Below are 12,971 nucleotides of genomic sequence, written 5' to 3'. Positions count from 1 at the left end.
GTTAAAAATATTGAGTTGATTTCGCGCTTTTTTGTCATTGAACTTTCTTCAAATTGTAACTATCAAATAAGAGTACACATTAAAAAATGTACATTGATAGCAAGACATTTATGAGGAAGCGAAATATGAAAAGACAAAAAAGAGATCGTCTTGAAAGAGCACATTCACAAGGGTTTAAGGCTGGAGTAGGAGGCCGCTCAAAAGAAAATTGCCCTTATCAGAATGGAGATATTCGCTCAGAGTGGTTAGGAGGTTGGCGAGACGCAATGGAAGCCAGAAACGACGGACTCTACCAACGGTAATAACCTGATTTTTAGAACCCTATCAATACAAAAAAGCCCAGCAAAAGCTGGGCTTTTTTGTGAATGAACGTACTTAGAACGTCGAAGTGTCGGTAAACAAACCAACTTTTAAATCTTTCGCGGTGTAAATAACGCGGCCATCAACTTCAACTTCTCCGTCACCAATCCCCATAAATAAACGTCTTTTAATTAAACGTGTCATATTTATGCGATAGGTTACCTTTTTAGCGGTAGGTAATATTTGTCCGGTGAACTTCACTTCACCCACACCTAGAGCTCTACCTTTGCCAGGTCCGCCAGAGCAGGCAAGGTAAAAGCCAAGTAGTTGCCACATAGCGTCAAGGCCTAAACAACCTGGCATTACAGGATCACCTTTAAAGTGACAGTCAAAGAACCAAAGATCGGGTTTAATGTCGAGCTCCGCTTCAATATAACCCAGACCTTTCGTACCACCTTCAGGGTCCATTTTAGTTACTCGATCCATCATCAACATGTTTGGTGCTGGTAAACGGCTGTTTTCAGGACCAAATAACTCACCGCGACCACATGCGAGAAGCTCTTCACGGCTATAAGATGACTGCATAAAAATACCTTGTTGTTAAATGTAAGCGCATAGACTAGCGAACAGGTGTACGCTGAACAAGTCCGAACAGTTTATTTTCGACTAAATAAACGACTCCATAGGCTATTTTCAACTTCATGCTCATGATTCGCCTGGCGTAAACGATACTTAACGCGACTCGATATAGAGTTTTCAAGCTCTTCGTTATCAGAGCCAAACGGCGTATCTAAAAGCTTCTCTAACGCTTGAAACACGTGGCTCGCGGTATAGACGTGAAATAAACCTTGTTCTACAGCTGAGCGTATTTCGGCACTTAAATGCAGGTTCCATTGATTTGAGGCAGGGATAATAACGCCATGGTTTCCGTCTAACCCCCGTGATTTACAAATTTCGTAATAACCACTGATTTTTTCGTTGATACCACCAACAGCCTGAACATTACCAAATTGATCGATAGCTCCGGTAACTGCGATCGACTGGATGACCGGTATATCACTTAATGCGGATAGAAGGGCGCATAGCTCTGCAAGAGACGCGGAGTCGCCGTCAACCTCATGGTAAGACTGTTCAAAGACCAAAGTGGCTGATAATGGCATAGGCTCTTTTCGAGCAAACAGATTGGCTAGAAATGCGGTAAGAATCATTACACCTTTGGTATGAATGCTACCACTTAACTCAGATTTCCGTTCGATATCGATAATATCACCATCACCATAATGAACTGTGGCAGTAATACGAGAAGGCTCGCCATATTCGATACCCGTCATGGTCACGACGGTAAGCCCGTTAATTTGCCCAACAACTCGGCCGTGTGTTTCGATTTGAATCTGGTTTTCCGTAATCTGACGCCAATTCATTTCGGCAACACGGCTACCACGATATCTTTGCAGTTGTGCCGCTTTCTCCACGTGCTCTCGCTCAATCACCTGGCTTTCATGCTGATCGGCTATCTCGTCTACTTCCTCTAACAATTGAATTAACCGAATCGCGTCTAGACTGAGTTCCTTTTGGTGTTCACAGAGCGCCGTAGACCATTCTAAGAAGCTCGCAACGCCTTGTTCAGTAAAAGGGCGGTGGCGTGTTTTCTGTTGCAGGTACGCCATGTAGTTGCCATACGCTTCAATATTTTCATGCTCGGTATGAAAAGCCGTGGAAAAGTCTGCGATAAAGGGGAAGAAATTACTGAAATCAGGATCTAACTCTTCTAGTTGATGAAACAGCTCCGCAGGGCCGGCTAATAGTACTTTGATATCCAATGGCATAGGTTCTGGTTCGTAAAACAAAGCAGCAGACTGTTCCAGCGTATCAGGCCAGTCTACCTCACCGGTTCGTAAGGCGTGTTTTAAGCGAGACCATAGTTGCGGTTCTGAAAGAAGTTCAGCAGCGTCAATAATTAAAGTTCCGCCGTTGGCGCGATGTATTGCACCTGCTCGAATTAAATGTAATTCACTTGAAATGGTGCCATTAAGACTTTGGCTTTTAATTGAGCCGAACAGGCTAGCGGCTGTGACTCGGCGACAATACTCAAAAGGGCGTGCATTTTCATTAGATACGAGTACTGACGCTAATTCATTGCCTGGAAGATCATCAAATGTTTTGTCGAAAACAAGCTCTAAATACGCACTAAGCGCAGAAGAGGGGAATTCAGTCATCAAATCTTCTTTCGCTTGAGTACGTTTATCGAGCTCTAGCTCTAAGAAGTAATAAAGCTTTTCCACAAAAACCACAGCGCTTCCATGGGGTAACCAAATACAAATGGGCTGATATGCGGTTTCTGGGTTGGCAACGTATACCCAGTCGTAACGGATTTTATCAGGGAAGGGTAATGCCTTAGACGTTTCATTAAGGATATCTTCAGCAATAAGGCCAGGTGTTAAAGCAATATAGGCATGACTATATTGCGACCTTGAACGTAAAGCCTGTTGTAGAGCTTGTAATGCACGCTTTTGCCCCACTAAAGCACTAGGCTGATGCTCTTTATCCAGGATAGCCTTTAGCCAGTGGCTAGAGTCGGCTGTAAGTAGATGGGTAGGTAACTTTACTAAGTTATCAGCATGTACCATTTTGGTCATCGCGTTTCCTGTGCTCCAAATTTCATTGATTTGCGTATGATACTGTAGTTACAAACGATTGCACTGTTTAATATTATGGATATGCGCATATTTTGGGGAATAATAAATGCAAAGCACTATTACAAAATGTAATTTTAAATTGAGTTTAGTTGCGCTCGCAGCTTTTAGTTCCAATCCAGCGTTTGCCCAAGAGCAGCAAGGCACTCATGAACGCAGTCAAACAAGATTTTCGGTTGGTGTTGCGGTGATAAGTTCAACTGAAGCATATTTAGGTCAGGAAACAGATACTTTGGTTGTTCCTGCTATCAGTTACGAAACAGAAAATTGGTATTTTAGGGGGATTGAGCTCGGGTATCGGCCGGAAATACTAAGAGAAAATGGCTTGGTTGTCTTCGCTACATACTCTAACGCAAGCTTTGACCCGGACGACAATAGCAACGCGCAACTTCGAGCATTAGATGAACGACCGTTTCGCATTGATTCAGGACTAAGGTACGAGCAAGATTGGATGCTCGGCAAGTTCTCTGCAGAAACAGCCATAAACTTAAGGGACTTTGATACTGGCGCACGAGTTTCGCTTCAAAATGCTTATCCATTAAGCGACAAGCCATACATATTCCAACTATCACCGTATATTGGCGTGAATTATTTAAGTAAGGATTACGCCAACTATACATATGGCGTAGACACGCAAGATACTGAAATATCGGGCCTAAACACTTACCAGTTAGGTTCTACATATACCGTAGAATATGGTCTTTCTGGTTATTTCCGAGTGAATCGACACTGGACGCTAGCTGCTAATATAAAGTTAGAGCACTTGAGCCAGGACATTAAAAACAGCCCATTAGTGAGCGATAGTACCAACCAAAGCGCGTTTATCTTCGTTACATATTCGTTCTAAATTAGGCTTTCTAGCTTATTAAAGAACAATGCAGCGTCTGAACCGTCGGCTAATGCGTGGTGTAAATGCAGTGAAATAGGCATTTCGTAAGCACCGTTGGCTGACTTTTCGCATTTCCCGACCGAAACCTTAGGCACGCTGTCCAAGCGGGAGAAATAACGCGCGTGAGATAGGCCTGTAAATTTAATCCATGGCAGCGCAGAGAAATGGATAACGTCCAACCTAGGTTCAGAGCCTAGAGATTCAGAAAATAAAGCGTTAGAGCGTTGTACAGAATCATTTTCCCGCTGAGCAGCAGCCATAAATGTCTCAAATGATTCTTGGTATGGAATGAGAGAGTACGCAAACGTTTGATCTTCGCGCATTTGCGTAGTGGACGCATGAATGTTGTCGAAACTCCAAACTTCGTTGTCTGTTGGCATACGAAGCTTTAAAGCCGGTATATCGTTACAAGCCTGAAGAATACGATGTAAGTACAGGTAATAGAATGACTTACCGGTAGCTTTCGACTCGTCATAAGTTTTACTGCAGTCGACATTAACGGTTAGACCAAAATATGGTTCTTCAAATTCACGAAAAAACAAAAAGTGTTCGCGACGTTTCCAAGTTCGAATATCTACGTTTGAATACGAACTTAGAAACGGAGGCACGTTATTGCAATTCGACATGAAATCACCGTTTAGGTTTTCCACAGGACCAAGGAAACATAAGACCATTGTATGTAATTGAATTCAAGCCTGTATTTCGCGGCACATAACATATAACTGCGCATAATATATATTATGTTAAATTAAGTATTATAGAAGATATCCTCAAGAGTTCGCACTAACCTCGCTTAGTAATCTATAAAGAATACTGACAAGTTGAGATTAAACCTTTTTCAGATTCTTCAGAGTTGTTTATCGAAAACACCCAATATGAAATAGACTCTGTGCAACTCGTTTCAAATACTCCTTCCGGAGAGCATTCCAATACTTCAATATTCTGTGGGCTGCTTAAGGTACCAAACATAATGTCGTAAGAAACACGACAATAACCTTCGATTTGATCATTAACAGCTTCTTCTGGGTAAATCGGGCCGACATGTATTATTGGTTGGATGTTTTGCCGATTTTCGACAGCATTTTCTAATGACGCATTCGCGAAAACCGCCGTGGTACTGAAGCTTAATATCAACACAAATGGAATTATTATTTTTGTAAAGGTCATATCTCTATTTCGCTCTTAATTGTTTTAGGTATCGCCCTACAAAAAAGGAGCCGAAGCTCCCTTTTAATAATTAACTTAAGACCAAGTCGAATTATGCCGATTCATCTTGCTCGTTATAATTCAACGTGAACGGCACTTCGTGTGTGCCAAAACGTGTTTCGATAATACCTATGCCTTCTACACGAACTGGCGGTAATCCACGGTTACGTGCGACGCTTAGACCGGAGTTTATTAAGTCCGAGGTACTTAGGTGCGACGTAAACCGAATCACATTAGTACCGCCGTCTGCCGGTATTTCAATGGTTTCATTGCTGCTGCCTGTAGTTACCTGGTTGTCTTGTAGGTAAACCGTGTAGTCGATTTGGTTTAGTGTGATATTTATGGGACTGTCATTGAGTATTTCTACGGCAATTTCTATGTCCATTGCTGGAGCTGGAATGCCAAAAGCGCCCTCTCGTGTGGTTATTTGCGCATCCACACTGCGAATCTTATATGTAACCTGCTCTTTTATATTCTCTTTTATCGCTGAGCAGCCAATCGTAGCGCTCAGAATAAGAGCGCTACAGGTTGCGATAACGAGTTTGCTGAATTTACGCATTATCTCTTCTTCTCAATATAAAGATGACAAACAATAACGGTATAACAATGAACCCACCTAGCACACTAAGTACTGTTGTACGGTCAGTTTTTGCTTCGCCGTAGTTACGTTCTGTAAGGTTTCTAAGCTCTAAACATTGAGTCATTACGTCAGACTCATGCAGAGGCTCTTCAATACGCTCCTTACAGAAGGCGTCGTGATCGGTTTCTGCATCGTAAATTGCTGTCATCTCTTCCAATGACCAGCGTGTCGGTATGGCTTGTGCTATGTAATAAGCCACTTTGCCGTCGCTTTCATGCATTTGTTTAACCGTCATCATACCGCCACCAAAAATGATCATCGGCAGCAATACTATAGGTATAAGCGCTAGTGCTTGCGACTGGGACTTCGAAAATGCCGAAACCAATAAACCGATACTCAATCCGGCCATAGAGGTGAGGAATACCAGTAAAGTCATCCACCAAATTTCGTTTTCAAAGCCTAGTTCAAACGGCGTCGCGAAATAAGTAATACCCACCAGCAAACCGGTTTGAATAGCACAAAGCGGAGCTAGTATGACGAATTTAGAGAACACATAAGGCAGTATTTTTATACCCACCATGCGTTCTCGCTCATAAATAGCCTTTTCCGCTACAATTTCCCTAGAAGCGTTGGTATTACCGAACCACACAGCGGCGATTGCCAATACAAACATAAGCGTAAACGCCATACCCGGTCGATTCACGTCACCCATATATGCTTCTTCAGAGAATAGTAGGCTTACCATAACCGCAATCAGAGGCGCCTGTGCAAGTAAAATGGTGGTGTTTACACGGTCTTTAAGCTTAATGCGTAAGAACCGCCCTGCCAGTATAAAGAGTTGCTTAATACTTGAAGCAGACTCCTTCTTGTTGCCTTCAAGGTTTTTCGCCTGGCCTTGGCGTTTCGTTACATAGTCTTGATGCTCAGGGCTCTGTAAGTATTTTTGTTTCCAGAAAATACCTTTACTGTTTCGATCTTTTCTAGGATCCAGCTTATCTTCCCCGGCCTGAGTTTCCCCATTATTTAAGCCAATTAACGCGTTGTCTGGATTGTTCAACAGTCCTGGGTCATCGTTACCTGGATTAAAGAACTTAATAGAGTTCGGATACGTGGGACCATAGTAAGCAAGCTTACCGTAGCTTAGAATAATCTGGCTATCCATGATCTTATAGTTGTCGAAACTCGGTTGGTGAATGGTAATAATGATCGTTTTACCTTCATCAGCAAGCTTTCGCAGAAGTTCCATAACCATCTTCGTATCTACGGCAGATAAGCCCGACGTTGGCTCGTCTAAGAAGATGATCTTAGGATCTGCAAGTAATTCCATGGCTAGGTTTACACGTTTACGCTGACCACCACTAATGCCTTTTTCTGTCTCTGGGGAGCCAATTAAAGTGTTTTCAACACCTGAAAGGCCAAGTTTCGCGAGTGTGTCTTTGATTAGCGTTTTTACTTCGTCTTTCTTCATGTCTGAAGGCAGGCGCAATTTTGCATAGTACGCCAATGCTTCATACACCGTAAGTTCTGGGTGAACGATGTCGTCTTGCGGTACATAACCAATCATGGTTTTGAACAAGTTATAGTGCTCATAAATGTCCATGCCGTTTATGTACGAAGAACCTTTAGTTGGCTTATCGTAGCCGTTCAAAGCTTTAAGGAATGTGGTTTTACCCGCCCCAGAAAGGCCCATTAAACCGACAAACTCACCAGGGTTTACAGTTAGGCTAATGTCGTCTAATAAACGAACGTCTTTGCCAACTACCTTGGTGATATTCTTGGCTTCTAGCGTAAGTCCATCTAACGTGGTTTTCTTCACCAACGAGGTGATTTTCTCTTCGCTATCGAAGTCGAACGAGAAGGCGTATATACCCAGAAGTATCTCGTCGTTTTTACGTAATTGTGTCGGGTTCTTAATAAGCACGCCATTTACATAGGTACCATTTGTCGAACCTAAGTCTTCAATCACATAATGGTCACCAGACTTAGTAAACTTCGCATGGCGCCAAGACACACTTGGGTGAGAAATATAAACGTCAGATTCTGGGTTACGACCCACAACGACGCTGTCTTGAGAAACCTTTATTCGCCCTACTTTCTCAACGCTATCTTCGTTTAATACCGACAAAATACGGTCTGAAAGTAACTTATAGCTTCCCAAATAAATGGTTTGCCCAGGCTCAATTCTGAACTCATTCATTCGGTTATGGGGAGAGTTTAAATATGTTCCGTTGGTACTGTCGTTATCTACCGCAATCCAACTACCGTCTGCACTTTTTTCAATTTTGAGGTGGGTAGACGATACAACCGGTGAGTCCACTGCTATGTCGTTAGAAAGGCCACGACCGATAGTAAAAGTTCCCTTCGACTTAAATACCTTTGTGCCTTGAGCACCTGTACTCGCTTGGCTTGGTGCTGGAGAAGCGCTTGCGGAAGCTTTTGCTGAAGGAGATGCTACTTGAGTTTTGTTGCTGTCCACTGCGTTGCTAGCGGATGCAACTTGGGTTTTGGCTGAGCCTTGTGGTGAAGACTGAGGCTGTGACTGAGGTTGTGGTATTTCAACGAGAAACCCAGCTTCTTTGTCACCGAATGATAAGTGCATGCCTTGTTGTAAATGAATAGGCTCACTTTCAGGAATGCGCTGGCCATTAATATAGGTGCCGTTGGTTGAGCCCATGTCTTCAACCGTTAAGACCCCACCTTCGTTGACTATTTTTGCATGAGTACCTGAAACGAAGTCTGCCGACAATACAATGTCGTTACGCCCTGCTCGGCCCACTAAACTTGTTCCGGCGGGTACGTGAATGTCTTTGGCCCAATTATTTTGAGTTTTTAATAGCACAGCCACATCCTCTCTTGTTTTATTGTCTCACCGGCGAGGAGTCATCACTGATGTCCCATGCCTGGTTCATATTTCCAGAGATCTCGTTATTCTGATAAGTACCACGACCAGAATCGTAAACTCGAATTCCTTCTCGATTCATATAGATTGAATTACCAACTACGGTTGGGTTTGCCCCACTTCGCACGGCAATACCCGAGAATCCATTATCGTGAATATCATTATCTCGGTATTCACCAGTTGCATTGTCACGAATAAACAAGCCACTTTCTGAACTCTGGCTTATTTCATTATTGACTACGCTTGGCGAACCACCAGTGGTAACTAAGAATCCAGCAAAGCCGTTCGAAGCTATTGTATTGTTGCTGAATGTTCCACGACCGTTATCAAGAACCGCTACACCGCCCTGTTGGTTACTGCGAATACGGTTATTGGTGATCTCTGGTGCAGAGTCTCCTCTTACAACCACACCGTAAACCTCGTTGTCGCGAATATCATTGTCGTTCACAGTACCGCCTGCAGAGCTTAAGAAGCCAATACCTTCACGGTTGTTCTCAATACGGTTATTCTCAAAGACAGGGGAGCCACCGTTACGAATCACTACGCCATAAAGCGGATTGTTTGAAATTTCATTATTTGTAAACTGGCCGCGGCCTTGGTCAAAAATATGAACGCCGTGTTGCTCGTTTTCTGAAATAACATTACCTGAGAATGTTGGGTTCCCAGATGCTGTAACCAAAACACCTGCACTTAAGTTCTGAGTGATGGTGTTGTTTTCGAACTCTCCTCGAGCGTTGTCTAGTACCAAAACACCACCGCGTTGGTTTCCGGTAACGGTGTTACCGCTAAATGTTGGGTTCACGTCGTTTTCAATACGAATACCGAAGTCGGTGTTACCAGAAATGACATTATCGTTAAAAGTACCGCTGCCCCCAGAGAAAATGAAGATACCGTTACTGTTACTGCCACGAATCAAGTTCTCAGTAAAAGTTGGGCGTGCGTCTGCGGTTACAATAACATTTGCAATTTCATTGTCATAAATCTCATTGTCAGCAAAGTTGCCTGTGCCGCCGTCAATAATAATGACACCGCCTTGACGGTTGCTGTAAATACGATTGCTCTGAATGGTTGGGTTAGTGGCGGTTTCTAAACGAAGACCGAACTCTGTGTTGTCATGAATAAGATTGTTCACGTATTCACCAACACTGTTGTTGTAAATGACGATACCGCTTTGACGACTGCCGTGAATATTGTTGCCGTCAATGCGCGGCGTTGCACTGTTGTTTACAGCGATTACAGAAGCCGAGTCTGAGATTATTTCATTATTTATTAGTTGGGGCGATCCGCCGTCTATAAACACTGCGTAACTCAGTTGCTGTCTAGAATTAGTGCGAACCGTAAGGTTTTCAATGCGTGCGTTAGTTTCAATAAGGTACAAAGCGTCTTGCTCATCAGCAATAAGCTGAACTTCACTGCGTTCGCCCTGACCCACAAGCGACACATCTTTTTCTATTCGAACCGGTCCTGCGTATTGACCAGGCATTACACGGATAACGGTGCCCGGTAACGCAAAGTCTACTGCTTCTTGCAAGTTGCTAAAATCTGCTCCGCTTGGAGCAACGGTTAAACCATCTGAACTCGAGTTCAGTCTTAACAAACGTCTTTCAGCTGTTTCTTGGTTCTCACAAACCTCGCAATTGGTAAGGTATTCCTGATAACTAGAAACATCGTCAGCGGCAATTGCTGCGTCCCACAACGCTTGCTCACCTTCAAGCTGAGCTTGCTGCGCTAATCGCATTTGCAGTGCAACTTCTACATCTTCTTTGGCTACACAACGAACGCAGTTATCTAAATACGCTTGCATGGCTTCCACAGTACCTTCTTCATTCACTGCTGCGTAAAGCGCATCTTCTCGCTCCATGGCCGCCCTTTCGGCTTCAATTTCTGCAATTGCCTGCTCTGCCTGATCCTCCTGCTCACAGACTTCACAACTATTCAGATACCGTTGGTAGCCAGTTATACTGCCGTCTAACGAAGACCATAATACCGCGTCGCGCTGACGCCCCTGCCTTGCAGCCTCTTCAGCCGCAGCTTGTTGTTCAGCGGTTTGTTGAGCACGCTCTATTTCACCAATGCGATTTTGCGCATTACGGCGATCTTCACAAAGCTGACATTCACTTAAATAGTCACGATAAGATTCAATGCTGTCTGTTTGACGAGCAGTTGTGAATAATTGAGCGTCGCTGTCGCGCTGTCGCTGCTCGCGTTGTCTGCGCTCTCGCTCTGCTGCATCAGCTTGTTCTTGTGCAATGCGGTCAGCTTCTATTTGGCGTAACTCTGCTAAACGTGACTCTGCGTCGCCTTGATGTGCGCATTCCGCACATTCGCTTAAATAGTTCTCATAACCGGCAATGGTGTCTGCTTCTTGTGCGGTTAACCAAGCCTCATCAACGGTTTCCTCTTCTTCAACTTGTGCTGTTTCTATGTCGGAAGTTTCAGATTCTGAAGTGTCGCTTGTTTGCACGACTTGATCGCCTTGATCCGGCTCTTCGTCAGACGGCGATAACACGGTAAACCAAAGAACAGCGCCCACTGCAATTACAGCCGCTAAACCACCACCAATAATTGCTGGGGTTTTGCTTTTGCTCTCTGCAGATGACTCAGGTTTATTTTCTTTTGGCTCCGGGACGACAGGAGCTTCCTGTTGTGCAGACGGCGCTGCTGCCGGTGCTTCTGAGGCAACTTGTCCAAGTAAACCTTTTTGGAAGTCGAATGCGTTTTGATAACGATCTTTTGCCCAAACGCTTAGCGCCGTGTCTATTGCAGTAAGAAATTCATGATCAAAGCGCCCTTCGTGCTCGCTACCCGAAAGTTTAGGTTGTGGGTCGTCCTCTAAACGATTGGGCGCTTCTTCTGGAAGTTTCTGAGCAATGGCTTGGTACATACAACCAGCAAGGCTGTAGAGATCGAGAGCTGGAGTAAAGTCGCCTTTCGATCGATATTGCTCCCATGGTGCAAAGTGAGGCGTTAGCACTTGAGTTAGCGCTTTACTCTTATTACCTATCGCTAAACGTGCGGCACCAAAGTCGATAAGCACAGGATTACCGTTGTCGGTAATGTATATATTTTCTGGCTTAATATCGCGATGCAGTAAATTACGCTCGTGAATGTATTTTAAACCCTCAAGAATAGGTACAAACAGTTGCTCTAACTGTTGCTGGTTGGGATTCTTATTACTCTTTATCCACTCATGCAAAGTAATCCCTTTCAGGTAAGGCATTACAAAATAAGCGGTACCATTAGCTTCAAACAAGTCGCTTACTTTTACGATGTTTGGATGGCTTAACTGGTTGAGTATCCGCGCTTCGTTGAAAAAGCTCGTCATTCCCCAATTAAACAAATCTTCTTCTTGATGGCTCTTTGGCGTTACCGTACTCGTGGCACGGTCTCTTAGTGCACTCTCGGGAAGATATTCTTTTATAACGTGAAGTGTATTGAGCAGTGTGTGCTCTGCTAAATAGGTAATACCAAACGCACCAGAACCCAATTCACTTTTGATTCGGTACGCGTGTAATATTGTGCCTTCTGACAAAGCATCTATACGACTAGACTGCATAATAACCTTTCAATTCCATTCTATATTTGTCCCGTTTGTTCAACACAGACTTCACATTACCAGTTAAAATTTTCACCACAAAAAGCAACGAATTGCAGTTCTGTGTCGCCTAAACGAATAATATCTCCCGACGACAAATTTTGGTCTCGGCGAATCGTACTTCCATTCAACATAGGTAAGTTTCTACTATTACCACGTTCAACAAAGAATTCGTGTGCATTGCTATCGTAAACGACAATGGCGTGAGCGTCGCGACTGACCGTGTCGTCACTGTCTAATCCAAAGTCTAAGCACACTTCCATATCTTCCCCACGACCAATCCGATTCTCACCCTGAATTAGGCGGAAGTCATGTCCTAAACCTTTACCTTTCGTCACCACAAGCCAGCCTACTACCGGGAAGTGTTCACTACTCGAGTTGTTATCGTTGCCCATGAACACCCGAGTTTTTAAGCTTGCACCACTATCAGGCGATTGGGATGGGGACGGCGATGAGGCATCGTCTTGTTGATTAGGTTCAGGCGCAACAGGAGCTTCAGGAGTTTCTTCTTGTTTTGGTGTGTCGAAGCTTTTCACTGTAGTTTTCGGCGTGAACTCATCCTCGTCTTTCTTAACAGTTGTCTTGGCCGTTGTCTCATCCTGCAATGCCGTTGTTTTTGGCGTTGCGTCTGTACCCGCTAATGAGTTGTCGAGAACGTTAGTTTTAACAGAAGGTTCTTGCCGCCCAGAGAAGTCTTCAGCGCCTAGCCCGTCTTCCTTACATGATGGGCATTCGCTATGAATGTCGGGGTTGTAAAAGTGCTTACCTGCAGCACACATAATCATTGGCATGTTAAATCTCTCTACTCA

General features: G+C 44.0%; 10 protein-coding genes. 2 read left to right on the top strand and 8 right to left on the bottom strand.

Going from position 1 to position 12,971, the window contains the following annotated elements:
• The first annotated feature begins 125 nt into the window (after positions 1 to 125).
• Positions 126 to 302, top strand: coding sequence for a ribosome modulation factor (gene rmf, locus EYQ95_RS03095; protein ID WP_111914162.1), 177 nt, complete (start codon positions 126 to 128; stop codon positions 300 to 302).
• A 73-nt stretch (positions 303 to 375) separates the two neighbouring features.
• Here the strand turns inward: rmf and fabA are convergent, their stop codons facing one another.
• Positions 376 to 891, bottom strand: coding sequence for a 3-hydroxyacyl-[acyl-carrier-protein] dehydratase FabA (gene fabA / locus EYQ95_RS03090; RefSeq protein WP_243699864.1), 516 nt, complete (start codon positions 889 to 891; stop codon positions 376 to 378).
• Positions 892 to 956: 65 nt separating this feature from the next.
• Positions 957 to 2,936: a Lon protease family protein gene (locus tag EYQ95_RS03085; RefSeq protein WP_111914164.1), complete on the bottom strand. Its 1,980-nt coding sequence runs from the start codon at positions 2,934 to 2,936 to the stop codon at positions 957 to 959.
• A gap of 106 nt (positions 2,937 to 3,042) precedes the next feature.
• Between EYQ95_RS03085 and EYQ95_RS03080 the strand changes: the two genes are divergently transcribed.
• Positions 3,043 to 3,840, top strand: a complete 798-nt coding sequence (locus EYQ95_RS03080) for a MipA/OmpV family protein (protein WP_111914165.1) — start codon at positions 3,043 to 3,045, stop codon at positions 3,838 to 3,840.
• Here the strand turns inward: EYQ95_RS03080 and EYQ95_RS03075 are convergent.
• From EYQ95_RS03075 to EYQ95_RS26585, 6 genes are all read right to left on the bottom strand, one after another.
• Positions 3,837 to 4,508 (bottom strand): CatA-like O-acetyltransferase, encoded by a 672-nt coding sequence (locus tag EYQ95_RS03075; RefSeq protein ID WP_165831919.1) that lies wholly within the window; start codon positions 4,506 to 4,508, stop codon positions 3,837 to 3,839. The genes EYQ95_RS03080 and EYQ95_RS03075 overlap by 4 nt on opposite strands.
• A gap of 175 nt (positions 4,509 to 4,683) precedes the next feature.
• Positions 4,684 to 5,049, bottom strand: coding sequence for an energy transducer TonB (locus tag EYQ95_RS03070; RefSeq protein ID WP_111914167.1), 366 nt, complete (start codon positions 5,047 to 5,049; stop codon positions 4,684 to 4,686).
• 91 nt (positions 5,050 to 5,140) lie between these two features.
• Positions 5,141 to 5,647 (bottom strand): LEA type 2 family protein, encoded by a 507-nt coding sequence (locus EYQ95_RS03065; RefSeq protein WP_111914168.1) that lies wholly within the window; start codon positions 5,645 to 5,647, stop codon positions 5,141 to 5,143.
• Complete coding sequence (locus EYQ95_RS03060) at positions 5,640 to 8,513, bottom strand: FHA domain-containing protein (protein ID WP_111914169.1); 2,874 nt, start codon at positions 8,511 to 8,513, stop codon at positions 5,640 to 5,642. The genes EYQ95_RS03065 and EYQ95_RS03060 overlap by 8 nt, the downstream gene beginning before the upstream one ends.
• A 13-nt stretch (positions 8,514 to 8,526) precedes the next feature.
• Complete coding sequence (locus EYQ95_RS03055; RefSeq protein WP_111914170.1) at positions 8,527 to 12,123, bottom strand: right-handed parallel beta-helix repeat-containing protein; 3,597 nt, start codon at positions 12,121 to 12,123, stop codon at positions 8,527 to 8,529.
• Positions 12,124 to 12,179: 56 nt separating this feature from the next.
• A complete protein-coding gene (locus tag EYQ95_RS26585) occupies positions 12,180 to 12,953 on the bottom strand; it encodes an FHA domain-containing protein (RefSeq protein WP_207801074.1) in 774 nt (257 codons plus the stop codon).
• Positions 12,954 to 12,971 lie beyond the last annotated feature (18 nt).

It is taken from the genome of Lysobacter sp. N42 (assembly GCF_004344885.1).
Note: the sequence above shows the minus strand (reverse complement) of the source record. Positions and strands in the feature narration are given on the sequence as shown.